This is a genomic window from bacterium (assembly GCA_016703265.1).
Lineage (GTDB): Bacteria > Krumholzibacteriota > Krumholzibacteriia > LZORAL124-64-63 > LZORAL124-64-63 > CAINDZ01.
Genome location: JADJCK010000005.1, coordinates 511,411 through 537,208 on the forward strand (window position 1 = coordinate 511,411; position 25,798 = coordinate 537,208).

Annotated in this window: 18 protein-coding genes and 3 pseudogenes; 18 read left to right on the forward strand and 3 right to left on the reverse strand. The window is 66.7% G+C overall.

From position 1 onward, the window contains the following. Positions 1-53: 53 nt before the first annotated feature. From asnB to IPG61_11705, 4 genes are all read left to right on the forward strand, one after another. The gene (gene asnB / locus IPG61_11690) at positions 54-1,904 is read left to right on the forward strand and encodes an asparagine synthase (glutamine-hydrolyzing) (GenBank protein ID MBK6734732.1); all 1,851 of its coding nucleotides are present in this window, start codon (positions 54-56) and stop codon (positions 1,902-1,904) included. Further along, complete coding sequence (locus tag IPG61_11695; protein ID MBK6734733.1) at positions 1,901-2,842, forward strand: glycosyltransferase family 2 protein; 942 nt, start codon at positions 1,901-1,903, stop codon at positions 2,840-2,842. The genes asnB and IPG61_11695 overlap by 4 nt, the downstream gene beginning before the upstream one ends. 247 nt (positions 2,843-3,089) lie before the next feature. Next, on the forward strand, positions 3,090-4,169 hold the full coding sequence (locus IPG61_11700; protein MBK6734734.1) for a hypothetical protein: 1,080 nt from the start codon (positions 3,090-3,092) through the stop codon (positions 4,167-4,169). A gap of 67 nt (positions 4,170-4,236) precedes the next feature. Beyond that, positions 4,237-5,346 carry a glycosyltransferase gene (locus IPG61_11705; GenBank protein ID MBK6734735.1) on the forward strand — a complete coding sequence of 370 codons (1,110 nt, stop codon included), beginning with the start codon at positions 4,237-4,239 and terminating at the stop codon, positions 5,344-5,346. A 169-nt stretch (positions 5,347-5,515) separates the two neighbouring features. Here the strand turns inward: IPG61_11705 and IPG61_11710 are convergent, their stop codons facing one another. After that, the gene (locus IPG61_11710) at positions 5,516-6,661 is read right to left on the reverse strand and encodes a hypothetical protein (GenBank protein ID MBK6734736.1); all 1,146 of its coding nucleotides are present in this window, start codon (positions 6,659-6,661) and stop codon (positions 5,516-5,518) included. Between the two features lie 327 nt (positions 6,662-6,988). After that, the gene (locus IPG61_11715; protein MBK6734737.1) at positions 6,989-8,068 is read right to left on the reverse strand and encodes an acyltransferase; all 1,080 of its coding nucleotides are present in this window, start codon (positions 8,066-8,068) and stop codon (positions 6,989-6,991) included. A 177-nt stretch (positions 8,069-8,245) separates the two neighbouring features. Here IPG61_11715 and IPG61_11720 point away from each other — a divergent pair, with 177 nt between their 5' ends. The 14 genes and pseudogenes from IPG61_11720 to IPG61_11785 all read left to right on the forward strand — a co-directional run bounded on the left by IPG61_11720 (position 8,246) and on the right by IPG61_11785 (position 24,594). Beyond that, positions 8,246-9,220 carry a glycosyltransferase family 2 protein gene (locus IPG61_11720; protein MBK6734738.1) on the forward strand — a complete coding sequence of 325 codons (975 nt, stop codon included), beginning with the start codon at positions 8,246-8,248 and terminating at the stop codon, positions 9,218-9,220. A gap of 64 nt (positions 9,221-9,284) precedes the next feature. Continuing rightward, positions 9,285-10,193 carry a glycosyltransferase family 2 protein gene (locus IPG61_11725; protein ID MBK6734739.1) on the forward strand — a complete coding sequence of 303 codons (909 nt, stop codon included), beginning with the start codon at positions 9,285-9,287 and terminating at the stop codon, positions 10,191-10,193. Beyond that, a complete protein-coding gene (locus IPG61_11730) occupies positions 10,190-12,256 on the forward strand; it encodes a nucleotide-binding protein (protein ID MBK6734740.1) in 2,067 nt (688 codons plus the stop codon). Before IPG61_11725 ends, IPG61_11730 begins: the two co-directional genes overlap by 4 nt. A 10-nt stretch (positions 12,257-12,266) precedes the next feature. Continuing rightward, on the forward strand, positions 12,267-12,695 hold the full coding sequence (locus tag IPG61_11735; GenBank protein MBK6734741.1) for a GtrA family protein: 429 nt from the start codon (positions 12,267-12,269) through the stop codon (positions 12,693-12,695). Next, positions 12,688-13,692, forward strand: a complete 1,005-nt coding sequence (locus IPG61_11740; GenBank protein MBK6734742.1) for a glycosyltransferase family 2 protein — start codon at positions 12,688-12,690, stop codon at positions 13,690-13,692. The genes IPG61_11735 and IPG61_11740 overlap by 8 nt, the downstream gene beginning before the upstream one ends. After that, positions 13,685-15,349: a hypothetical protein gene (locus IPG61_11745; protein ID MBK6734743.1), complete on the forward strand. Its 1,665-nt coding sequence runs from the start codon at positions 13,685-13,687 to the stop codon at positions 15,347-15,349. Before IPG61_11740 ends, IPG61_11745 begins: the two co-directional genes overlap by 8 nt. After that, the gene (locus IPG61_11750; GenBank protein MBK6734744.1) at positions 15,336-16,481 is read left to right on the forward strand and encodes a glycosyltransferase; all 1,146 of its coding nucleotides are present in this window, start codon (positions 15,336-15,338) and stop codon (positions 16,479-16,481) included. The genes IPG61_11745 and IPG61_11750 overlap by 14 nt, the downstream gene beginning before the upstream one ends. After that, positions 16,468-17,394 carry a glycosyltransferase gene (locus IPG61_11755; GenBank protein ID MBK6734745.1) on the forward strand — a complete coding sequence of 309 codons (927 nt, stop codon included), beginning with the start codon at positions 16,468-16,470 and terminating at the stop codon, positions 17,392-17,394. Before IPG61_11750 ends, IPG61_11755 begins: the two co-directional genes overlap by 14 nt. Next, complete coding sequence (locus IPG61_11760; protein ID MBK6734746.1) at positions 17,391-18,743, forward strand: phenylacetate--CoA ligase family protein; 1,353 nt, start codon at positions 17,391-17,393, stop codon at positions 18,741-18,743. Before IPG61_11755 ends, IPG61_11760 begins: the two co-directional genes overlap by 4 nt. A gap of 238 nt (positions 18,744-18,981) precedes the next feature. Then, on the forward strand, positions 18,982-19,764 hold the full coding sequence (rfbF, locus tag IPG61_11765) for a glucose-1-phosphate cytidylyltransferase (protein MBK6734747.1): 783 nt from the start codon (positions 18,982-18,984) through the stop codon (positions 19,762-19,764). Positions 19,765-19,819: 55 nt separating this feature from the next. Next, a pseudogene (locus IPG61_11770) lies at positions 19,820-20,885 on the forward strand (SDR family oxidoreductase). Beyond that, positions 20,885-22,118 (forward strand): annotated as a pseudogene (locus IPG61_11775) (class I SAM-dependent methyltransferase). The pseudogenes IPG61_11770 and IPG61_11775 overlap by 1 nt, the downstream one beginning before the upstream one ends. 106 nt (positions 22,119-22,224) lie before the next feature. After that, positions 22,225-23,392, forward strand: a pseudogene (locus tag IPG61_11780) (methyltransferase domain-containing protein). Continuing rightward, positions 23,389-24,594 (forward strand): methyltransferase domain-containing protein, encoded by a 1,206-nt coding sequence (locus IPG61_11785; protein MBK6734748.1) that lies wholly within the window; start codon positions 23,389-23,391, stop codon positions 24,592-24,594. Before IPG61_11780 ends, IPG61_11785 begins: the two are co-directional and overlap by 4 nt. Before the next feature lie 733 nt (positions 24,595-25,327). Here IPG61_11785 and IPG61_11790 read toward each other — a convergent pair. After that, the coding region (locus tag IPG61_11790; protein MBK6734749.1) for a hypothetical protein at positions 25,328-25,798 on the reverse strand (471 nt) is incomplete at its 5' end.

A 25,798-nucleotide genomic window follows, 5' to 3' on the forward strand; every position in this document is an offset into this window, starting at 1 on the left:
GTAACAAGAAATACGGGGAATCTCCAATGTGCGGCATTTGTGGAATCGTGGACTTGACGGGCCGGGCGGCTCCCCAGCCGGCTGAGATCGTGGCCATGTCGGATCTGTTGGCGCATCGCGGGCCCGATGCCCACGGACAGTGGTGTGAAGGCGCGGTCGGGTTGGGGCATCGTCGGCTTTCGGTGATCGACATTGCCGGTGGAGTCCAGCCCATGACAAGCGCGGATGATGCCCAGGTCATCGTCTTCAACGGTGAGATCTACAACTACCGGCAAGTCCGCCAGGCCATGCCCCAGGTCACGTTCCGGACCAACAGCGACACCGAGACGCTGCTGTGCATGGCAGCCGAAGACGGGATCGCCTGGCTGGAGCCCCTGATCGGGATGTTCGCGTTTGCGGTCTGGGATCGCAAGCGTCGACGCCTGAAGCTGGTACGGGACCGGCTCGGGATCAAGCCCCTCTACTACCGTATTGCCGATGGTCGATTCCATTTCGCTTCGGAAATGAAGGCGCTGGTCCGGTGCGGCACGAGTACGGCGGCCATCAATAGCCAGGCACTTCCCGAGTACCTTGCTTTCCGCAATATCTCCGGCACCGAAACGCTGTTCGAGGGTGTCAAGGAAGTCCCGCCCGGACATATGCTGGAACTGGACGCCGCCACTGGTGCGATCACGTTCACGGCCTACTGGCGGGATTCCGCCGATTTGACCGCGCGCGGAGGCGGCTTCGAGCCGGGGATGCCGATCAAGTCGGCACTGCAGGACGCCATTCGCTATCGGCTCGTTGCCGATGTTCCTATCGGGACCTACAACAGCGGCGGCGTGGATTCGTCACTGGTCACGCATTTCGTGCGGGGCATGACCGATGGCGACCTTCATACGTTCTCCGTCGGCTTCCACGAGGCGACTCATGACGAGAGTGCTTACGCGCTCCAGGTAGCCGAGATCGTTGGGAGCCTGCACCACAAGCTGACAATTGACGCCGTCCAGTATGCCGACAACCTGCCGTTGGCCATCTGGCACAACGACGAGCCGCTTCACCATGCACATACGGTCCAGTTGCTGCTCCTGAGCGCGGAGGCCAAACAGTTCGTGACGGTGGTGCTGACGGGGGAAGGCGCGGACGAGCTCTTTGCCGGCTACCCGCGATACCAGATTCCGCTGCTCGCCCGCTACCTGTCCCACCTGCCGGGCAACGCGCTCCGGGGGCTGAATCATCTGTGCATGCGGGCCGGCGCGAGGCGAATCGCGAAGCTGGCAGAGGTGGCTGATGACCTGGGACGCAGCGTCGTGGAACAGGCGCGCTTCGTGCCCAGAAAGGACCTCGACGCCATCGGCATCGGTGCATCGGCCGCGAGTTCGAGGAGCGGCAAGTGGCAGGAACTGGCTGCCGAGGATTCACCGTTGCTGGAGCGGGTCCTGGCCTACGACCGGGCCACATACCTGCCTTCGCTCCTGCAGCGTCTCGACCGCACGACCATGGCGCATGGCCTTGAGGCCCGGGTCCCGTTCCTGGACCACCGTCTCCTGGCCTGGAGCCGGAATCTGCCGCAGTCGGAGAAGGTCAGCCTTGGCAGGGACAATAAGGTGGTCCTGAAGCGACTGGCGCGGGAAGTCTTCCCGGCGGCGATGATCGATCGCCGCAAGATGGGATTTGATGTGCCGGTGAGTGCATGGCTCCGCCAGCCGGAATCGCTCGGCCGCTACCTGGATCTCCTGACGGACAGCACGTTCCGGCAGCGCGGGCACGTTGACGGAGCGGCGGTCAGCGGCATGGTCGACGCGCATCGGGCCGGCAAGGGCGACTTCTCCGAGATCCTCTGGCCGCTGCTCAACCTGGAACTCTGGGCTCGCATGTACATCGACGACTTCCGGCAGCCTGGCGGGGGCGTGGTTTCGAAATGACGAAATTCGACATCTCCATTGTCGTGCTGACCTATAATCGCAAGGACTGCCTCCGGGAACTGTTGACGGAACTCGTCGGCCTGTCGGACTACGTCAAGGAGCTTGTTGTCATCGACAACTGCTCGGACGATGGAACGGCGGAGATGCTTGCTTCCGAGTTTCCCGTTGTCAAGGCCACCCGCACGCACGCCAACGTCGGCGTCAGCGCCCGGAATCAGGGAGTTCGCGAAGCGCTGGGCAGCATCGTGATCACCATCGACGACGACATCATGGGACTCCGGGTTGCGGATCTCGAACGCATTCGAACGCAGTTCCAGGCCCTGCCTGAGCTGGCTGCGCTCAATTTCCAGGTGCGGGACTGGTTCGCGCGCCACACCTGCAACTGGGTGCATCACCGTTCCATTGCCGATGCCGAGTCCGGGTTCGAAACCTACGAAATCACCGAAGGTGCCGTGGCCTTCCGTCGGCAGCCTGTTGTGGATGCAGGCGGTTATTTCGAGGAGTACTTCATCAGCCATGAGGGCCCGGACCTGGCCTTCCGACTCATGAACGCCGGCCACGTGGTCCGTTACGACGGGGCGATCGTGGTCTATCACAAGCACGAGCAGCAATCCCGGGCGCCCTGGAGATTCTACTACTTCGACACACGCAACCAGCTGTGGCTGGCCGTGCGCAACATGCCGTGGAAAGAGGGCTCGCAGTACCTGACCACGGGCATCGCCGCCATGGCCGTGTACGCGCTCCGCGACGGGTACTTCGTCTGGTGGGCCCAGGGAGTGTGGGACGGCGTCCGGAAGTTGCCGGCCATGGTGAGGACGCGAGAAGTCTGGACTCCGCGCACCCGGGCACTTTGCCACGAGATCGACCGACACCGGTCCGGATTCTGGTCTACCGTCCGCAAACGGCTGTTCCAGCCCGCCAACCGCCTCGATGGCTGACGGTCCGGATTGAGGCTCAAGTCGGGCCCGGATTTGGCGATCTGAGCCCAAAGAGGGTATTGTGTACCCGTGATACCCGGTCGGGCGTCCCGGCGGGTGCGGATCCGGTGAGGGGAACCGACGCGCCGCTTCATGCGGGGGCGACGGTGGCGCGGAACTTGAATTGCGAAGTTCGCAGGCGTTGTCGGACCGTGCTTTTGGCCCGATCGGTCGCGCCTTGGCGTTTGAAATCTGAAGAGGTGTAAAGATGGCTCCCTTCGGCGTCTTCACGGTGAACAGGCGGGCGATCCTGGGCTTGTGCTCAATTCTGCTCGTGGCGGGTTCGTCTTCTGCCCAGACCGTGTCCGGTGTGTCGGGGACCCTCGGAAACGGCAACACGGTGACCGTCAGTGGTTCCGGGTTCGGCACCCGTGCGCGACAGACGCCGCTGATCTGGGATGACGTCGAGTCGGGCGCGTTCAACTCGGCCTGGACGAGCACGACGCACCTGAGCCCTACGGGCACGCAATCCCGCCACCAGTTTTCGAGTCGTTGCGGCGTGGTCAATTTCAAGAACTACGAGGCCGGCGGGTGGTTCCAGGGCGGCCAGAATGATCCCGGACCGTGGTACTGCCAGTACTGGTTCAAGCTCGACGAGAATTTCGACTGGGGCAACACGGGCCCGACCGGCATCGGTTCGAATCTCGCGAACGTGAAGGTCTTCCGGATCTGGGAAACCGGTCCGGCCATCGAGGACTTCGTCGTGGCCACCGAGGGTTGGTCCAACTCCCTGATCTACACGGCATCGAACGTGAGCGGCCAGCCTTCCGATTGGTTTGAAGGCAATTTCAAGCAGAACTGGACCAAGGGTACCTGGCATCTCTTCCAGTTCGAGTTCAAGGACAGTTCCATGGGTCAGCATGACGGTGTCTTCCGCATGTGGCGCGACGGCCAGTTGGTGGTCGAGAATACCGCGCTGATGACGCGCGAGGACTACGCGGCGTACAAGCGTCCGATGATTGTCGGATTCTACAACAGCTGGGGCGATGCGAGCACGGACGACAACCACTTCTACATCGACGACGCCTTGATCGACAATTCCTGGGCCCGGGTCGAGATCGGTAACGCGCCGACTTACGCGGCGTGCACGCATCGCGAGATCCAGATTCTGCAGTCCTGGGCCGATGGACAGGTGTCATTCCGGGTCAACCAGGGTAGTTTCGAGAATGCGTCCACGGCCTATGTGTTCGTCAAGAACAACAGCGGAGCCGTATCCACCGGCTATCCGATCACCTTCGGGGGCACGGCGACCGCAGGTCCTGGCCAGCCGGGCAAGCCGACGTTCTAGCGGCGGGAACATGGTGGCCGTGGCGGTGATCCTGAAACAGTCGTGAGGCCCTTGCGAACGTGACCTCGTGAAGAACATCGCCTACATCATCGACACCATGTCCTGCGATACGGCAGGTACGCAGAAGCAGTTGCTGGAGACGATCCGCCGCCTGGACCGTGACCGTTTTGTGCCACACCTCATTTGCCTCTGGGAATCGCCGTGGATGCGGTCCGGTGCGATTCCCTGCCCGGTTCACGTACTCGGCTATAGAGGCTTCCTGAAGCGGACCTTTCCCACCACTGTCCGCGATCTGGGACGACTGCTCGATACTCTGGACATCCACCTCCTTCATGCCTATTTCGACGAGGCGATCTTCGTCGGCTGGATGGGCGCCCGGTTGGCTCGTCGCCGGCCGGTACTTCTCTCAAGTCGTCGCGATATGGGGCTGGGTGTGGCCAACCAGCCCTGGTACCATCGGATGTTCCCGCACGCGCTCAGGATCGTGAACCGCGATTTTGCGGCCATCATCGCCAACTCGGAACAGATCAAGTTGTATGCGGCCAAACGTGAGCGTACGCCGCTGTCGAAGTATGTGGTGCTGCCCAACGGGGTGGAACTGCCCGCACCGGTGAAGAGGCCTCCGGCTGCGGTATCGGACGTGGCCCGGATCGGCATCGTCGCGAGCCTGACCCCGGTGAAGCGGCATGACGTGCTCCTGGATGCTTGGGCGCGTCTTGAGAAGGCAACAGCGCCCGGTCGCACGGAACTCGTTTTGATAGGTGATGGTCCGGAAAGACACCGTCTAGAAGCTCAGGCAGCGGAACTCGGGATCGCACCGCGGGTCCAGTTCGTCGGAGCCGTTACGGATGTGGGCCATCGGCTCGACGCCCTGGACATCGGTGTGCTGTGTTCCGACCGTGAAGGGCTGTCCAACGCCATCCTCGAGTACATGGCCCACGGGCTGCCTGTCGTTGCGACCGCCGTGGGTGGCACGCCAGAACTGATCGGTCCGGAGAACGGCCTGTTGGTACCGCCCAGCGATCCGGCGGCGCTGGCGTCCGCGCTGAGGCAGCTTGTTGACGATCCGGTGAGACGTCGTGCCATGGGCGATGCAGCTGCTTCACGCATCCGGGCTACATTTTCCTGGGAGCGGTCGATCGCCGACTTGATGGCGTGGTATGACAGCTTGGTGTGATGCCGAAGGAGGGCGCCGGAATTCGGCGTCTTGGAATGAGTTGCGGATGGCCGCGAGAGGCTGAGGGGTACGCGGAAGCGGCCGAGCTTGGGACCTCAGGGCATATTCGCCGCGTTGGCCCAGCGACACGACCGCTTCCATTTGTTGAGCGAAGTTGCGACTCGGGGCGCTAATTGTTGATTACGATCTGATACCCAGCTGACTGTGTTCCGCCAGCGTCAATGACAAACAGGTACGCAGTTCCGTTTGCGAACGACCCGGTGTTGACCGTGACGCCGATGCTGGTTTCCGACCACGACGAGGGAAGCTGAATCTCGCGGATGGAGCTGGTCGCGTAGGTCGAGGCGTTGCCAATCTCCACGCGAGCGAGCGACTTGTTCAGGTAGAAGTCGTCGAAGTACGCCGTGTTCGCGCCGTCGTAGCCCCACGAATTGGAGGTGTCCATGAATCCGACGATTTGATTCGTTCTTGCATTGTCTTCGTCGTCGTTGGTCATCATGTCGAACACTTCTTCGATGACCACTCCATCGACGCTGAACCGAATCATGCCATCGCGTACGAGCGGCGCGCTCGACCTGCGGAATTCAAACTGGAACAGGTGCCAAACGTCCTTCGAGATGCCGCCTGTCGGGTAACCGTCCACCCACCAATTGCGTCCGTCGTAATCGGCCACGTTCTCGTTGTTGAAGTTCACGCCGTTGATTCGCGGGCCGCTGCCAGAATGGAAGGCCATTTTGAACATTTCGACGCCGCTGGAACCCATGTCGAAGATCTTCACGTTCGACAACTGGTAGTTCCCGGCCCCGTAGAAGCCGGCGCTGTTCGGCCCGCCCCATCCCCAGTTGGAGTCAATCTTAACCCAGTATCTGTTGTACCAAACATTCGACGTTGTTTCCCACGACAGGCTTCCATTGCCGCTTGAACTGTTATGGCGCAGTACCGCGTTCTTTGTCGAGTTCGTCGAGCGGGCGTGACTGCCTGCGTTCTCGACAGTAAGCAATGACGGGTCGCCGGTGCCAGACCACGACGGCGAGAACGACCCGGACTCCATGTTGTCCCACAGGTCATTGGCGACGTTATTCGCGCCGAAGCTCGTGCCCGAGATCGTCACCGTCTCGCCGTGCGATAGGTTTCCGCCGGTCACGCTAGAAATCGCCAGGCTCGGGCCGCCGCCGCCACCACCGGGATCCCCGATATCGACCCGTTTGTTTGGTTCCGCGGGATTGGAGCCGGTCGTGTCCGAAGAGTTCGATTGGCAACCCACGCACAACAAGCCCATCAACAGAATTGGGAATGCCTGCAAATACTTCTTCACGGCGAACCTCCTCGTCGCTTGGGTGTGTATCATCCACCTACGTTGGACGAATACCACGTTGACCAGAAGACTACGAGTTGATTTCTTCCGTGCTGACCGAAGTTGCCAGATTCTGGACTACTGCGCGGAACGATGTAGTTGGTTGGATCGGACATGAAGTAGGAGTATTCTGTATGAGTCCTCTGCTGGGCGCATTTATCGCGCTTGGGCAGTACTCAAGCCCAAGATCGCGACTCATACCTGCTCCCAATCGAGCGTTTCGATCTCAGCGGGACCTGCTTCGCTGCAGCCGTGTGACTCACCGTCCCACAGACGTCGCGGTGTTGGCTAGAATCGGTTCTTGAGTTTAAGAAACGGCTTCTCTACCAGGTAATAGCTGGCCGAGGCAAACGCCACCGTGACGGCGATGGCGAAAGCGAACTGTACCAGCAGCGGCAGCCCTTCCGAAATGCGCTTGGCCGTGAACAGCGTGAGCTGCTGCCACAGATACAACGGGTACGAGATCCGGCCGAGGTATCTCACCACGGGATTTTCCACCATGCGCCAGATACCGGTGTCGGCGAACCAGATCACCTGGATCAGGAGAATGGCGACGAGCAGAGGCTCGATCGCATAGCCGATGACGTAGGTGAACGTCATCGATTCGTGCAGTGGCTGCGCGCCGAACAACAACAGCAGCGTTACAACCGGGTACCAGCTGTGCCGGGTGACCCATCGCGCGAAGCCGTCGAGCGTGCCGAGCTTGAGCAGTACGGCGAGCAGGCAGCCGACGGCCAGATGGTCCATGCGGGTGTCGAACGCACGATAGATGTACTCCAGCCTCACGCCGTAGACCAGATGGCACAACGTGCGGTGGATCCAGACGACCAGAACCGCCACCGCGAGAATCCGGGCCAGGCGCGGGAGACGTCGGTAGCCCAAGAGGAACAGGAAAGGCCACAGCATGTAGAACTGCTCTTCGATGCTCAGCGACCAGGTATGGCCGAACAGCGCCGAACCGGTGGGGACCAGGGCCATGTAATAGTTGCTGACATAGAAGAACGACGATATGGCCTGGCCCCAATGGATCGGATGGTCGCGCACGAGCGTGATGCCCACGGCCAGGAACCAGAAGGCGTAGAATGCCGGAAAGATCCGGAGCATACGCCGCTTGTAGAAATTCCTGAGTGAGACCGTGCCCGTTCGGTCGACCTCTTTCAACATCAGCCAGGTGATGAGGAAACCGCTCAGGACGAAGAATACGAGGACGCCGAAGGCGCCGTTGACGCTCTCGAAGCCGAAATGGCTGGCAATGACCAGCATGACGGCCAGTGCGCGGATCCCGTCCAGCCCCGGGATGGTGCTGCGGGCAAGACGCTGGTGGAATTCCTGCGCCCAGTCGGCGGGGACTGCCTGTGCCTGGCTCATGCTTAAGTGGTTTACCTTTCAGTCGATAACCGCGATTACCATGCGCCCCTGACGAGTCAAGGCTGGCCAAATGCCAGCCGGCGAATATCATGATTCAGCCACGGGCAATCGATACCGTAATTCAACATGGGCAGGCTGTCTAGCGGAGGTCTGCGGCCCGAGTGTGGAGTTGAAGGGGTGAATTCGCAGTCTCAACCACTCGTCAGCGTGGTCATGCCCTGCTACAACGCCGGCGCCTACCTGGAGCTGACGCTGCGCAGCGTGCTGTCGCAGTCGGTCGCCGACCTCGAGATCCTGCTGGTCGACGACGGCTCGACCGACGATCCCGAGGCCATCGTGCGCGCCGTCGGGGATCCCCGGGTCCGCTTCCAGCGGACACCGCCCAGCGGCGGCCCGTCGCGCCCGCGCAACCTCGGGGTGGAGGGCGCCCGCGGGCGCTACGTGTTCTTCTTCGACGCCGACGACCTGATGCTGCCCGGCAAGATGGCCGCCCAGCTGGAACTGATGGAGCGGGAGCCCGGCCTGGCGCTCACGTTCACGAATTTCCGGGTCGTGGACCCCCAGGGCGCCACGATCAACAACGACTTCCTCGCCGGCTACGAGACGTTCGGCCGGCTGCGCGGGCTGGTCGCGGGCGGAGCCGGCGGCCTGCCGCGCGACGCCTTCTACCTGGGACTGCTGCGCGCCAACTTCATCGGCACCAGCAGCGTCGCCGTGCGGCGCGAGGTGCTGGCGGAAGTCGGCGGGTTCGACGTCGGCCTGGCTTCCGGGGAGGACATCGACCTCTGGCTGCGCATCGCGCGCAACCATGACTGCGGCTACGTGGACATCATCGGGCACGCCTACCGGAGCCACCCGACCAGCGTGATGCACCAGTTCGAGGCGCGCCACCCGTTGGCCCGGATCGAGGTCGTCCGGCGGCACCTGCCGTACGTCACCGATCCCGCCACCAGGCGTACCATGATCCGCCGCCTGGCCGACAACCACGCCAGCCTGGGTTACATCTGGCAGGTGCGGGGTGATGCGGGACTGGCGCGCGGCAACTACCTTGCCTCGCTTCGCCTGGCGCCTAGTGGGGCCGCGCTGGGCGGTTACCTGAAGTGCCTGGTGGGCGGCCCATTCCTGCGCCGCCGCCCGAAAGGTGGCGCCTGAGCCATGGACCTGTTCCCGGGGGAATCCAGTGTCCGCTGAGACGCGAACGGACGCATTGCCGTTGGTGAGCATCGGCCTGCCCGTGTACAACGGCGAGAATTTCCTGCGCCAGGCGCTCGAGTCGCTGTGCGCGCAGACGCTGGCCGACCTCGAGATCGTCATCTCGGACAATGCCTCGACGGACGCGACCGGGGCGATCTGCCGCGAGTTCGCCGCGCGAGATCCGCGCGTGCGCTACATCCGCCAGGAGTCCAACCTTGGCGCGGGTCCGAACTACAACTTCGTGTTCCACGCCTCGCGTGGCCGCTACTTCAAGTGGGCCGCCCACGACGACTATATGGATCCCGAGGCGATGGCCGTCTGCGCCGCCGCGCTCGAGGCCGACCCGCAGACCGTGCTGTGCCACCCCAGGCTGGTCGACGTCGACGAGCACGGCGGGTTCCTCGCCGAGTTCGACCGCGGCACGGCCGGGCTGGGGACGGCGCCGGACCGCTTCTTCCAGGTGATCCAGATCGGCCACAACTGTGCCGAGGTCTTCGGGCTCACGCGCCGTTCAACGCTGCTGGAAACCGGGCTCATCCGCGACTACACCGACAGCGACCGCACGCTGCTGGGCGAACTGGCGCTGCGCGGCCGCCTGCGGCAGGTCGATGGCGCCCGCTTCTACCGCCGTGTGCACGGGCGCAAGTCGGACAAGGTCTTTCGCACCTACCACGAGCGTGCGGCCTGGTTCAACCCGGCCAACGAGGGCAAGCTGGTGCTGTCGGCCTGGAACCAGCTGCGCGACCTGCTGGGCTCCTGGCGACGCTGCCGGCTGCCGCTGGGCCAGAAGCTGTCGTGCCTCTGGCTGCTGGCCAAGGTCACGAAGTGGAACGCGCCGCTGTACCGCCTCGAGCTGGCCTGGGCCTGGCGCCACCGCTTCGGGTCCGGCCGCAACACGGGCCGTGACCATGCCGGCGGCGCAACCCGATGACCATCCTGCTGCGTGACGACTTCCGCGGCGACCGGCGCGCCGGTCGCGCTCTCGGCCCGGCCCGCGGCGACGATCCGGCGCGTGACGGCCGCGACGTCGAGGGCGTCCTCAGTGTCGACAGCGGGGCGTTGCGCATCGCGCCGCCCCTGCACGCCGGCTGGGGCCGCACCTGCCTGTCCTACGGCCCGTTCCCGAACGAGCCGGGGCTGGCTTTCTCGGTCCTGCTGCTCAACGGACACAACACCTCGCAATCCGAAGTGATGGCCGACACCCTGCGCTCGCGACTGCAGCGCTGGGCCCACGGCAGCGGTACGGCGCCCGTCGGCCGTCGGCTGCGGCGCTGGCTCGCGAGCGGCCGCGTGGGCCGCACGGTGCGGCAGGTGCGCTGGTGGAAGCTCATTGCCGCCGGCTCGACGCGCGTGAACCTGATGGACGAGAACCTGGCCGTGGGCCTGTACCCGATGCCCGCAGGCGACCCGCTGCGCGAAGGCGCGGGGTTCGTCATGCATGCCGATGGTCCGCGCAACGGCGAGCTCTGGACCGGCGCCGGCGGCTGCTGGGCGCCGGCGGTGCTCAGCGTGCAGAACGTGCCCGTCTGCTATGTCGCCGTCGTCCGTGAAGACGATGTGCTGCTGGGCGCCGCTTCGCTGCCCGGTGCCCACGGACTGGGGGCCCTGCCCGCTTTCCGGCCGCTGGCGCTGGTGCCGCGACCGGGCGCCGCGCAACTGCACGCGGGCCTGCAGCAGGCCGTGCTCGGCCAGATCGGCTTCCGGGCCGACACGCGCGTGCATGGGGTGCGGGTGGCGAGCCTGCCGGGGCTGGGCAGGCAGGCGGCGGGCGCGATGGTCGCCGACCGCGGCCTGTCGGGGGCGGAGCTTCCCGGTCGGCAGGCCCCGGTGGGCGGCACCTGGATGCAGGAGCCCGGCCTGTGGCGGCTCGCGACGTCTGCCGCGGCGGGGCTGCTGCGCGTCCGGTTGGCCCCGGCGGAACTCGCTGCGGACGGCGTGACGCTGGCCTGGCGGGCCGTGGGCGGCGACGCGCGCTGGGAACTGCGCCTGACGGCCGGTGGGGCGCGCCTGGTGATCGCCGAACGGGGTACGCGCCGCGAGCTGGCGACGGCAATCTGGGCGACGGCGCCGGACGACGTGCAGGTGCTCGACGACGGCCGCGAGGTGTCGGTGCTCGCGGCGGGAGGCCTTGTGTTCGGGCAGCGGTTCCCGGCCGCGGCACCGGAGCCGGGCGCCGCAGCGCCAGGCGTGGGCCTCGTGCTCGAAGGAACGAAAGCGCCGCGCGGGCTGCTCGCGCTGGAAGCCTATCCCCGCGAGTTGCCGCTGCCGGCAGAGCTCGTGGCCGGGCAGCCCTGGAACCCGGCAGCCGGCGAGACCGTCGCGGCCGACCCGCTGGCGGGCATCGACGGCGACCTGGCCGGACGCACGCTGCCGGTCGGCGGTCGCACCTGGAGCCGCCTGCGCGGCCAGGGTGTCCTGGCGGGTGCCGGCGCCGGATCCGCAGCCGTGCAGTGGCGCGCCAGTCCCGCAGCGCCGTTGCCCGACCGCACGATCTACGCCATCGACTGGGACGACCCGGGCTACGCCGAATTGGAAGTGACCTTGACCCCGCCGGGCAGCGCCCGCGGTCAGCGCGAACACGGCACGGCGGGGTTCTGCCTGTGGCAGGACGAGGACCATTGCCTGCTGGTCAACACCTGGCTCGACGACTGCTATGGCGGTGCCTCGCTGTCGTCGTTCTTCACCATCGCCGGGTTCGAGGACCTCTACGACGCGATCTGGACCAATGTCGGCGGGCGCATCACGTGGGGGCGCCCGTTGCGCATGAAGCTGGTCAGCGACGGCCTGCGCTACACGGTGAGCCTGGATGGCGAGCCGGTACTGCACCGGTCGCTGTCCGACGTCTATCCGGGCTGCAGGCCGCTGCGCATCACGCGTGTGGGGCTGCTCGGCAATTGGGAGTGGGGCGCCGACACCGGCAGCCGCTTCGCGGATTTCAGGGCGGCGGCGCGGCCGGCCGCCGTGCGGGATGTGCCGGGGGCTAAACGTGACTGAAGGGTTAGGCATGGACAAGCCGGCACCGGTGCGTGCTAAGGTGCTGGGCATGTTCGCTTCGCGCCAGTTCCTGGCCTACCTCGGCGTGGGCCTGGTGGGCACCGGCGGTCACTACCTGACCCTGGTGGCGCTCGTGCGGTGGGCGCGCCTGGATCCGGTGGCGGCCACCACCTGCGGCTTCGCGGTCGGGGCGGTCATCAACTACTTCGCCAACTACCACCTGACCTTCCGCAGCCGCCGGGGACACGCGGGCACCATGCCCCGGTTCTTCGCGATCGCGCTGGCGGGCATGGGCGTCAACGCCGGCATGATGGCGGCCTGCCACCGCGGGCTGGGGCTGCACTACCTGCTGTCCCAGGTGGCCGCGACGGGCACCGTGGTGGTACTCACGTACCTGGGCAATCGGTTCTGGACCTTCCGTGAGGTGCGTCATGACTGACCGCGGCGATCACGTGAAACGCCGGGCAGGCGAGCGGCTGTCCGTGGTGGTCCCCTGCTACAACGAGCAGGAGGTGCTGCCCGAGTTCCACCGTCGCCTGTCGGCGGTGATGGTCCAGCTCGGACTGCCCTGGGAAGTCGTCTACGTCAACGACGGCAGCAGCGATGGCACGCTGAAGCTGATGCACGAACTGCAGGCCGCCAACCCCGAAGTCGCCGTGGTCGACCTCAGCCGCAATTTCGGGAAGGAGGTGGCGATGACCGCCGGCCTCGACGCCTGCCGGGGCGATGCGGTGGTCGTCATCGATGCCGACCTGCAGGACCCGCCCGAAGTCATCCCGCAGCTCGTGGCGGAATGGCGCAACGGGTACGACATGGTCTACGCGCGGCGGGAATCGCGGGCCGGCGAGACCGCGTTCAAGAAGGCGACTGCACGCTGGTTCTACCGCGTGATCGGCAAGCTGAGCCGCGTGCGGATCCCGGCCGACACCGGCGATTTCCGCCTGCTGAGCCGTCGCACCGTCGTGGCGCTCCTGCAGTTGCGCGAACAGCACCGCTTCATGAAGGGCCTGTTCGCCTGGGTCGGGTTCCCGCAGAAGGCCGTGATGTACCGCCGTGACCCCCGCTTCGCCGGCGACACGAAGTGGAACTACTGGAAGCTGTGGAATTTCGCGGTGGAAGGCATCACCTCGTTCTCGACCGTGCCGCTGCGGCTGGCGACGTACTGCGGGATCGGCATTGCCGTGATCGCCTTTGCCTACGCGGGCTGGATCTTCTACAAGACGCTGGCCTACGGCGACCCGGTCAAGGGCTACCCCTCCCTGATGGTCGTGGTGCTGTTCCTGGGCGGTGGCCAGCTGATCGGCATCGGCGTGCTGGGCGAGTACCTCGGTCGCATGTTCAACGAGACGAAGAACAGGCCGCTTTACTTCCTGAACGAACACAGTCCGTCGGCCCTCGGCCGCACTGCCACGGACCCGGAGGCCGGCCATGACTGACCGTCGCCCGTCGTGGCCCACGCTCGCCCTGCTGCTGGCGCTCGTCGTTTCGCTGGCTGCCAAGCTGGCGGTGCTCGACGTGGGCGCGCCGTTCATCTCGATCGACGATCGCACCACGTTCGAGGGCGGCTTCCTGGTCTGGTTCGGGCATGCGCCGCCGCAGCGCATGTACCTCGAATGCTGGATGGCGGGCGTGCTGTCGGTTGCGAACTACGCCTTCCGCGTGCTGACCCACGCGACGTCGGGCGGTCTCGGTCTCAACATCGTGGCCGACGCCTACCGCGACTACTACGTGGCGCCCGACAGCTACGCGCGCGTCTACCGGCTGTTCGTGATCGCCGTGGACCTGCTCGCAGCCGGGCTGGCCTGGCGGCTGGCCCGCCTGGCGCTGGGCACGGCCTGGCGCGGCTGGGCGGCCGTGCTGCCGCCGGCCATGTTCCTGCTGACCTACAACACGGTGTGGGCCGACATCGTCGCCCGGCCCGACGCCATGCTGCCGCTGTTCATGGTCGCGGGCCTGTTGATGTACTACCGCTCCGATTTCGGCCGCCGGCAGGGCTGGCTGCTGGGCGCCGGCTTCATGCTCGGGCTGGGCGCCGGCCTGAAGCTGCACATGGCCTTTGCGGTGATCCTGCTCTTGGGTGACCTGGTGCGGGTCCACGGCCTGCGCACGGCCGTGCGCCTGGGCTGGGCCTTTGCGCTGCTGTCACTGCTGGCCTTCGCCGTCTCGGCGGGAATCCCGCTGTTCGACCCGCTCAAGTACGTGAAGCTGCGCGTGACGAACGCCAAGGACGACGCCTCGCCCTGGATCAAGTGGGGCGAGCAGTTCATCACGATGCTGCGCGGCGGCGGCTGGCTGGCCCTGCCATTGGCGCTGGGGGCCGTACTGCACCGCGGCGGTGCCTCGTTCCGCCGCGCCAATCCGGTCGCGGCCAGCCTGGTGTTCCAGGCCGCCGGCTGGCTGGTGCTGTTCGGCGCCATCCGCCAGCTGCGCGCCTACTGGATGCTGCCGGCCCTGCCGCTCTTCTACACAGCCGCGATCGGGTTCCTGGTCGCGTTGGCAGTCCGGCGACCGACGTGGAGCCGTGCGGCGGTCGCGACGGCTGCCGCCTGTGTCGTGATCCTGTCGGTGCAAAGCGTCCGCGAGGTGAACCTGCTGCGCGGCAGTGCGCAGAACGGCCTGCGGGCCTGGATCACGGCGAACGTCGGCCATGACGAGCCGTTCTTCGTCTTCGGCTATGACGGACTGGTCCTGCCGCGCGGCACGCACTGCCTGGCGACGATCGCGGCGGGCATCGAGCGCGGCCTGGTGCAGGATCGCGCCGAGGGCCAGTCCTTCACCAGCCGGCACCTGAAGAACTGGGAGGAGCAGAACGAACTGCGCCTGCAGGATCTTCTCGGCGGGCGTTGTGACGCGGGCTGGGAGTACTACTCCTACTACTCGACGCCGCTGGAGCGCTATGCCGACCTGGTCGACATGTCGACGATGCGCTACATCATGGTCGAGGAGCGCTTCGACAACCCGCCCGACTTCCCGCTCGCGCAGTACCTGGCGGCGGATTTCACGCAGGTTGCCGAGACTGTCGGCGCCGGCGGCCGTGGCTACGGCCTCAAGTACCGTATCTTCGAACGACGGGACGGGGATGGGCGCCCATAAAGTGCGGGTCCTGCACCTGCTCGAGAGCGGGGGCCTCTACGGCGCCGAACGCGTCGTCCTGAACCTGTCGACCGCCTTGCGGGCCGCCGGCCGGTACGAGCCGGTGGTCGGGTGCATCGTGCAGAACCCCGACGAACCGAGCGCCCTGTTCGACGAGGCCCGGCGCCTGGGGTTCGCCGCGGAAAAAGTGCTGTTGCGCAACCTGCGCCTGGCCGTCGACGTGCCGCGCGAGGCGCGTCGGCTGCGCGCGCTGGGCATCGGACTGGTGCACAGCCACGGCTACAAGGCCACCGTCTACGGGGGCTTCCTGCGGGCCCTGTGGCCCGTGCCGATGACCGCCACCTGCCACCTGTGGTTCATCGAGCCGGGCTCGCCGCTGAAAATGCGGTTGATGGTCGGCCTGGAGATGCGCTTCTACCGGCGCTTCCGCACGGTGACGGCCGTTTCGGGCGAGATCCGCCAGGTGCTCGTCAAGGCCGGCGTGCGTGAGGACCGCGTGCGCGTGATCCCCAACGGCATCCCGCTGGATCCGCCGCTGCTGCCGGCGGCGGAACGGGAGAGATTGCGTGCTTCGCTGGGCGTGGGCCCGGAGGGCTTCCTGGTGCTGAACGCCGGCCGCCTGACGGCGCAGAAGGACCAGGCGACGCTGCTGCGCGCCGTGGGCGGGCTGCCGGCGACAGGCCGGCCCGTGACCTGCCTGGTGGCGGGCGAGGGCGAACTGCGCGAGTCCCTGCAGTCGCAGATTGTCGCCGGGGGCTGGGGAGATCGCGTGCGCCTGCTCGGCTTCCGCGACGACGTGCCGGCGCTGCTGCAGGCGGCCGATGCGTTCGCGCTGCCGTCGCTCGACGAAGGCATGCCGATGATCCTGCTGGAGACGGCCGCCACCGGGACGCCCATCGTGGCCACGCCGGTGGGCGATATCCCCACGCTGGTCCGGGACGGCGCCACGGGCCTGGTCGTGCCGCGCGGCGACCCGGCCGCGCTGCCTGCGGCGCTGCTGCGGCTGCGCGACGAGCCCGGACTGGGCGCCCGCCTGGGCGCCGCCGCCCGTGACGAGGTGCGTCGCGAGCATTCCAGTGAAACGATGGCCGCCCGCTACGCCGAGGTGTACAGCCAGCATGTCCGCCAGTAGTGAACCCGTCATGGTCCCGGGCCTGGTCTCGGTCGTGACCGCCTCGTACAACATGGGCGGCTACATCGCCGAGACGCTCGACGCGTTGCTGGCGCAGGACTACCCGCACCTGGAGTCGATCGTCGTCGACGACGGCTCGACCGACGACACGGCGCGCGTGCTCGAGCGGTATGCCGGCGACCCGCGCGTGCGCGTCGTGCGCCAGGCCAATGCGGGCCAGACCGTGGCCAAGAACCACGGCATCCGCGAGGCGCGTGGCGAGTTCATCGCCTTCTGCGACGCCGACGACACCTGGCGTCCCGACAAGCTGAGCCGGCAGTTGCCGCGCTTTGCCGACCCGCGCGTGGCCGTGGTCTACAGCGACATCGAATGTGTCGACGGGCAGGGCAAGCCGCTGCCCTACTACGACATCCCGCACTACGAGGGGCGCGTGACGGCGCAGCTCCTGATCGACAACTTCGTGCCGTTTCCCACGGCCGTGGCGCGCGCGACGGTGCTGCGTGCCGCCGGCGGTTTCGACGAGTCGCTGACGATGTCCATCGACTACGACCTGTGGCTGCGCATCTCGGTGGACCACCTGTTCGCCTTCGTGCCGGAGCGGCTGGCGAACTACCGCGTGTGGGAAGGCCAGATGTCGCGGAAGACCGGTGAGCGCCTCGACAACTTCATGCGACTGCTCGACCGCTTCCTCAGGGATCATCCCGGCGCCGCGACGCGGCGCGAGGTCGACCAGGCCTACGCCCACGTCTTCGTCACGCGCGGCTACTGGCATGCGCGCGAAGGCCGGCGGGCCGAGGCCTGGCACGACTACCGCGAGGCCCTGCGCCGCGACCCGCTGGCCGCGCGGCTGTGGAAGCGCCTGGTCTCGCTGGGCCTCGATCGCGACCGCCTGCGCGAGGGGGCCGCGACATGAGGCTGCCCGACGCCGTGGTGGGCGGCTTCTTCGAGCCGGCCTGGGACGTCTATGAGCGCAGCGCGCGCCTGCGGGAACTGCGCCGGCTGCGGCGCACGCAGTGGGAGAAGCCCGAGGCCGTCCGTGCGCGCCAGGAGGCGGCCCTGCGGACCATGGTGACCCATGCCGCCTCCACCTGCGCCTTCTATCGCGACAGTTTCGCACAGGCCGGCGTCGACCCGGCCTCGGTGCGCACACTGGACGACCTGGCGCGCCTGCCGATCGTCACCAAGGATGACATCCGGCAGCGCGGCGACGACCTCATCTCCTCGCGCCACCGCAAGCAGGACCTGCGCAAGGCCAAGACCGGCGGTTCGACCGGCGTCTCGCTGGAGATCTACTGCGACGAGCCGGGCGTGCAGCTGCGGACGGCCGCGGCCCTGCGCTCGGACGAGTGGTCGGGCTGGCGACTGGGCCAGCCGATGGCCGCGGTCTGGGGCAATCCGCCGGTGCCGGCGACCTGGAAGGCGCGCCTGCGGGCCGCGCTCAAGGAGCGCATCATCTACCTGGACACGATGCGCATCGACCGGCCCGCGCTCGAGCGCTTCACGGCCGAGTGGGAGCGCCTGCGTCCCGGCCTGCTGTTCGGTCACGCGCATTCGCTGTTCATCCTCGCCGAATACCTGCAGGAGCAGGGGCGCCGCCTGGACCCGAAGGGCGTCGTGGCCACCAGCATGATGCTCCTGGAACCCGAGCGGCGGGTGATCGAGGCGGTGTGCGGGGTGCCCGTCACCAACCGCTACGGCTGCGAGGAGGTGAGCCTCATTGCCTGCGAGTGCGAACAGCATCGCGGCCTGCACCTGAACGCCGACCACGTCATCACCGAGTTCCTGCGCGACGACGGCTCGCCCTGCGCGCCCGGCGAGGACGGCCGCCTGGTGGTGACCGAGCTCATCAATTTCGGCATGCCGCTGATTCGCTACGAACTGGGCGATCGCGGCGTGCCGAGCGACCGGCTGTGCCCCTGCGGGCGCGGCCTGCCGCTGATGGAGCAGGTGACCGGGCGCACCGCCGACTTCCTGCGGGCGGAGGCCGGCTACCGCGTGCAGGGCATCTCGATCATCGAGAACACGCTGACGAAGCTGTCCGGCATCCGGCAGATGCAGATCGTCCAGGAGGAGCCGCTGCGCCTGCAGGTGCACCTGGTGCCGGGGCCCGGCTGGGGCGACGACGTGGCGGCCGCCCTCGTGGCGACGCTGCGGGACATCCTCGGCCAGGGCATGGCCGTGGACCTGTTTCCGGCCGAGCGGATCCCCCAGGAGAAGAACGGCAAGTACCGGTTCACGATCTGTCGGTTGCCGGCTAATTAGCTGCGAGAAAGTCAGTTAAGCGGATTTTGGCCGCAACGAGGGCCGGGGCGGCAGCGGATCTCGTTAAATGTAAAGATCAAAAGAGCACACGAAAAGTATTATAACGCTTGCGGCCATGCCGACATATGGTATAATGTTCCGGTCTAATTTCCGGAATGACAGGGCTTTCACGTGATGTGGCGCTTCGGTGACCGGAGCGCTTCGCAATCGTCACCCGCGGTGGGGTAACGGGAGGAACATGGCCAAGAAACCGATCGTCGCCATCCTGGCCGGCGGCATGGGCACGCGCCTGGCGGAGGAAACGGAGATCCGGCCGAAACCGATGGTCGAAATCGGTGGCCATCCCATCCTCTGGCACATCATGAAGCACTATGCGCACTACGGGCACAACGAGTTCGTGATCGCGCTGGGCTACAAGGGCGAGTACATCAAGCGCTGGATGCGCGACTTCGGCACGCTCGAAGGCGACATGACCGTGCACACCAACAAGGGTGACGTACTGACCTACACCGAGCGACGCCCCGACTGGACCGTGCACCTGGTCGAGACCGGCATGACGACGGGCACGGGCGGTCGCATCAAGCGGCTGCAGCCGTGGCTGGACGACCGCACCTTCATGCTGACCTGGGGCGACGGGCTGTCCGACGTGCCGCTGGACCGCCTGCACGACTTCCACAAGGACCACGGCCGGCTGGCCACGCTGACGTCGGTGCGGCCGCCAGCGCGCTACGGCCACCTCGAGTTCGAGGGCAATGCCGTCAAGCGCTTCACCGAGAAGCCACAGACGGCCGAAGGCTGGATCAACGGCGCCTTCTTCGTGCTGGAGCCGGGCGTGTTCGACTACATCGAAGGTGATCCCGTCATGTTCGAGCAGGCGCCGATGGAAGGGCTGGCCCGCGACGACCAGCTGATGGCCTACAAGCACGAGTCGTTCTGGCAGTGCATGGACACGCTGCGCGAGAAGCACATCCTGCAGACGCTGTGGGACAGCGGCAATCCGCCGTGGAAGTGCTGGGAATAGCGGCGTGGCACGACGCAAACCGAATCCAGGGAAAACGGGAGCAGGGGATCCGCACATGAAAGTTTTGCTGACCGGACACAAGGGCTATATCGGCAGCGTGCTGACGCCGATGCTGCTGGAGCACGGGCACCAGGTGACGGGGCTCGACACCGACCTCTTCGGCGCCTGCACGTTCGACGGCGAACTGGCAAAGGTGCCGGAGATCATCGGCGACGTGCGCGATGTGGATGGCGACGTCCTCAAGGGCTTCGAGGCCGTGATCCACCTGGCCGGGCTCTCGAACGACCCGCTGGGCGACTACGACCCGTCGCTGACCGACGGCATCAACCACCTAGGCTCGGTGCGGCTGGCCAGGCGGCGAAGGCCGCGGGCGTGCCGCGCTTCCTGTTCAGCCCGTCGTGCAGCATCTACGCGCGGCGGGCGGACGACATCCTGGACGAAAACGCGGCCTTCAACCCGGTCACGCCGTACGGTGTCTCGAAGGTCGAGGTGGAGCGCGACGTGGCTCCGCTGGCCAGCGACGACTTCAGCCCGGTGTTCCTGCGCGCCTCGACGGCCTACGGGCTGTCGCCGCGCATCCGCTTCGACCTGGTGGTCAACAACCTGACGGCGTGGGCCTTCACCACGGGTGAGGTGCACCTTAAGAGCGACGGCTCGCCGTGGCGGCCGCTGGTGCACGTCGAGGACATCGCGCGCGCCTACATCGCCCTGCTCGAGGCCGACCGCTCGCTGGTCCACGGCCGGGCATTCAACGTGGGCACCACGACCGAGAACTACCGTATCCGCGAAGTGGCCGAGATCGTGCACGACGTGGTGCCGAACTGCGAGGGTCGGCTTCGCCGGACAATGCCAGGCCCGGACAAGCGTTGCTACCGGGCGGATTCTGCAAGACCTGCTGGCCTGACATCCAGGAGTTCAAGCCGCAGTGGACGGTGCGCCGCGGCATCAAGCAGCTGCACGAGGCCTACCCGCGTCGGCCTGAATCTCGAGGACCTGGAGGGCCCAGGTTCCTGCGGATCGAGCACGTCAAGCAACTGCAGGAGCCGGAGCGGCTGGACGAGGACCTGCGCTGGACGGGCAAGCATTCCGGAACAGAAAAGACTGTGGGGGGGAACCACTGATGGCCGCCAACAAGCACAGTTGCCGCTCCTGCGGATCGAAGAAACTCAAGCCCGTGCTCGACCTCGGCAACACGCCGCTGGCCGACCGGATGCCCTCGGCGGGCGATGCGCGGACCGGGCTGAGCCGCGGTTCCCGCTCGAAGTGGCATTCTGCCCCAGACTGCACGCTGCTGCAGATCGCCGAGACGGTTTCGCCGGAGAAGCTGTTCTGCGAGGACTACCCGTACTACTCGTCGTTCTCGCAAGTACCTGCTCGAACATTCGCGCCAGAACGCGCAGGAGCTGATCGAGCGGCGTCAGCTGGGGCCGCAGAGCCTGGTCATCGAGCTGGCCAGCAACGACGGCTACCTGCTGAAGAACTACGTGGAGCAGGGCGTGCCCGTGCTGGGCATCGACCCGGTTAAATCGCTGTGCGAGGCGGCCGAGAAGATCGGCGTGCGCAGCCGGGCCGAGTTCTTCGGGCTTGAAGTGGCGACGGGGCTGGTGGCCGAGGGCTTCCGGGCCGACGTCATCCACGGCAACAATGTGCTGGCCCACGTGGCCGACACGAACGGCTTCGTGGCCGGCATCGCCGCGCTGCTCAAGCAGGACGGCATGGCCGTCATCGAGTTTCCCTATGTGCGGGACCTCATCGACCACTGCGAGTTCGACACCATCTACCACGAGCACCTGTGCTACTTCTCGGTCACGGCGGTCGACAAGCTGCTGCGCCGGCACGGCCTGTTCCTGAACGACGTGCGCCGACTGCCGATCCACGGCGGCTCGCTGCGCCTGTTCATCGAGAAGCACGATGCCCCGAACGAGGCCGTGCGCGGCCTGCTGGCCGAGGAGCGGACCCTGGGCCTGGACACGCTCGACTACTACCGCGAGTTCTCGACCCGCGTGGCCGACCTGAAGACGAACCTGCTGGCGCTGCTGCGCGGCCTCAAGGCCGAGGGCAAGACGATCGCCGCCTACGGCGCCGCCGCCAAGGGCAGCACGCTCATCAACTATGTGGGCATCGGGCGCGAGCTGCTCGACTTCGCCGCCGATAAGAACGTGCACAAGCAGGGGCGCCTCATGCCCGGCCAGAAGATCCCCATTGTCGCGGCCGAACAGATCGCCGCGCGCAAGCCCGACTACGTGCTGCTGTTGCCCTGGAACCTGGAAAGCGAGATCCTCGCCCAGGAGCAGGCGTACCGCGACGGCGGCGGCAAGTTCATCATCCCGGTGCCGACCCCGCACGTGGCTTGAGCCCGGCGCAAGGCACCATCCCTGAACGAACGGACGGACGACGTTGAACGCTGACGCCGCGCACACGACTGCTGGCCCCACGTGCCCGAACTGCCTGGGCGCGAGGATGTCGATCTTCCACACGGCGCGGCGGGTGCCGACCAACAGCTGCATCCTGCTGCCGACGAAGGAAGAGGCGCTGGCCTACCCGACGGGCGACATCGCGCTGGGCCACTGCCCGGCCTGCGGGTTCGTCTCGAATACTGCCTTCGATGCCGCGCTGACGGAGTACTCGGGCCGCTACGAGGAGACGCAGGGCTTCTCGCCCACCTTCCAGCGGTTCCACCGCGACCTGGCCGACCGCGTCATCGAGCGGTTCAAGCTGTCCGGGCGCGACATCCTCGAGATCGGCTGCGGCAAGGGAGAGTTCCTGCTGCTGCTCTGCGAGAACGGCCGCAACCGCGGCGTGGGCTTCGACCCGGGCTATCGCGCCGATCGCTTCGCGCCTTCAGCGGAAGAGAATGTGCGCTTCGTGGCCGACTTCTACACCGAGAAGTGCGTGGATACCGCGGCCGACTTCGTCTGCTGCAAGATGACCCTGGAGCACATCCCGGCCACGCTCGAGTTCATGCGCATGGTGCGGGCGGCGCAGGGCGGGCGCCAGGCGGAGATCTTCTTCATGATCCCCGAGGCCCAGCGCATCCTGCGCGACTGCGCCTTCGAGGACGTCTACTACGAGCACTGTTCGTACTTCAGCCCGCATTCGCTCGAGCACCTGTTCAGCGCGGCCGGGTTCTTCCCGACCGCCATCGGCTTCGAGTACGCCGGCCAGTACCTGACGATCGCCGCCGACACCGCCGACACGGGCGCAGGCCGGCTGACGTCGGCCGGCGACCTCGGCGAGATCGCCGCCTGGGTCGGCGAGTTCCCGGGCGCTGATGGCCGGCCAGGTGAAGTACTGGCGCGAACAATTTGCGGCCCTGAAGGCCAGGGGGCAGAAGGCCGTCATCTGGGGCTCGGGCAGCAAGGGCGTGTCGTTCCTCACCACACTCGGGCTGCAGGACGAGGTGGCCGCCGCCGTGGACATCAACCCGCACCGGCAGGGCTACTTCATGCCGGGCACCGGGCATCGCATCGTGGGCCCGCAGGACCTGGTCGAACTCAAGCCCGACGCCGTCATCGTCATGAACCCGATCTACACGGCCGAGATCACGGCCGACCTGGCGAAGCTGGGCCTCAGCCCGGTCGTCCTGGCAGTCGATGACGGTTTGCACGCGGCGAGGGGCGGCAAGTGAGCGGCGCCGACAGGGTGAGCGGCTTCGTGAGCGGCGCCTCCTGCCTGGCCTGCGGCAGCGCCCGCGTCGAGCGCTTCCTGGCTCTGGGCGGCGTGCCCGTCTTCTGCAACGTGCTGTGGTCCGAGCGCGCCGCGGCCCAGGCGGCGCCGCGCGGCGACCTGGACCTGGGCATCTGCGCCGACTGCGGCCACGTCTACAACCTGGCCTTCGACCCGGAGCTCGTGCGCTACGCCGAGGGCTACGAGAATTCGCTGCACCACTCGCCGCGCTTCCAGGCGTACGCCGAGGAACTGGCGCTGGACCTGCGCCGCCGGCATGGACTCGACGGCAAGCACGTGGTCGAGATCGCCTGCGGCCAGGGCGATTTCCTGAAGCTGGTCTGCGCCGGGGCCGGCAGCGTCGGCACGGGTTTCGACCCCAGTTTCCGCGGCGGCGAACCCGGCGCGAACCTGGCCATCCGCCGCGAGTACTTCGGAGTGAGCCCGCTCGGCCGCGCGCCCGACCTGGTCTGTTCGCGCCACGCGCTCGAACATATGGACGCCCCCGCCGACTTCGTGCACATGATGCGTGACGCCGTGCCGGCCGGCAGCAGCCCGGTCTTCTTCTGCGAGGTTCCCAACTCGCTGTACAGCCTGCGCGACGGCGGCGTCTGGGACTTCATCTACGAGCACGTTTCGTACTTCAACGCCCGCAGCCTCGCCGCCTGCTTTGAGCGCGCCGGCCTTCGCGTGACCCGCACCTGGGAGACGTTTGCCGGCCAGTTCCTCTGCCTGGAGGCGATCGGCGAGTCGGCGCCGGCCGCACTTGCGCCGGCGCAACTGGCGACGGTCCCCGCCGGCGATGACCTGCTGACGATGGCCGCCGGCCTCGGCGACGAGGTCGACCGGCTGCTGGCCCACTGGCGCCGCGAGTTCGCGCGCATCGCCCAGGCCGGCGGACGCGTCGCCGTCTGGGGTTCGGGCAGCAAGGGCGTCACCTTCCTGAACCTGATGGGCGCCGACGGCGCCATCGGCGTGCCCGTCGACATCAACCCCGCCAAGCACGGCCTCTTCCTGCCGGGCGTCGGCCGCCAGGTGGTGGCGCCCGAGGCGCTGCCCGGCCTCGACATCGCGCTGGTGCTGGTGATGAACCCAGTGTATGCGCAGGAGATCGAGGGGATGGTGCGGGGGTTGGGGCTGCAGGCGCCTGTCGGCACGGTCTGAGTCCGGGGTCCGTGTGGTCGACCCAGGGTCCCCGCGAGCCTGCTGCTGGTGACGAAGCCGATGTCCCGTGCCACCAGTTGTTGACGCCCGTCTTTGCACACATTCCCGCTGGTTTCCCGGCCAATGACTGGATGCGCAGTCTGGGATCGCCGCTTTGAATGAATGCCCGACACCTCGCCTCGGGGTACGCTGCCTGCACCGCCCGGGGGTACTACTCTTCACGAGTGCTACCTCCCATGGTAACACCATTGACGATGATCCGGCGTGGCGGCTATGTCTTCATCACTTGGGTCGGTGACCATCCGCCGCGCTTTGTGCACGTCTATCGAGACGGGCGGTTCGTCGTGAAATGGGACCTCGACATCGACACATGTCAAGCGACACCCACCATTGCGTACCAAGGCGACACCCGGAATTGCGCACCTTTCCTCCGTTGATCTGACGAATCTGCGCCGCGCCATGGCCCGCCGCCGGGCTGATCCACCCCGCCCTCCCCAGGGCCTCCGTCATGTGATCTGCAGGGGATGACCCTGATAGACCCCAGCCATCGCCTGCTGTTTCGCCCGTTTCGTGGCGGCGCCGTGGGAATTGCGCCGGCGCAAGTCCCCACGAGACAAGCCGCCCCGCAACCCACGATCACACCCAGATCCGTCCGCGAGCCCCGCACCCATCAAGGGTGCGGGGCCTGCGGCATTCCTGTTCCCTGGCCCGGACCTCCGTCAATGGGCCCGGCCTAGATCCTGTAGTCCCGCCGGAAGTACCACAACTGGTGGACCAGCGCCTGCCGGCTTTCCAGGAAGCACTCCCACTGCTGGCGGGCGTCGACGAACTTCGCGGTCAGGACTTCGTCGGTTCCGAAAGTCTGGCTGCTCAGGTAGTAGTTGCCGGGGCTCTCTTGTGGTCCCTGCCTGCCGCCTCGGTTGTTGTACCGGGCCGGAGTCCACGTTTGTCCGGTGTAGACTCCCCCGCCTGGGGGAACATCGACCAGACGCATCGATTGGACGCCGTCCATCGCATCGAAGTATTTGCCGGCCGTTTCGGACAAGAGATTCCTGATGGCCCAACCCCAATCGCCCAATCGGACGAACTGCCAGTACGAACTCTCCGTGATGGATGCATGCATCAGTGACCAGTAGTTCGAGTACACCTGCAGGTGACGCCCCCCGTCGAGGCCTTCGACGAAGATCCGATAGGCGAAAGCCTC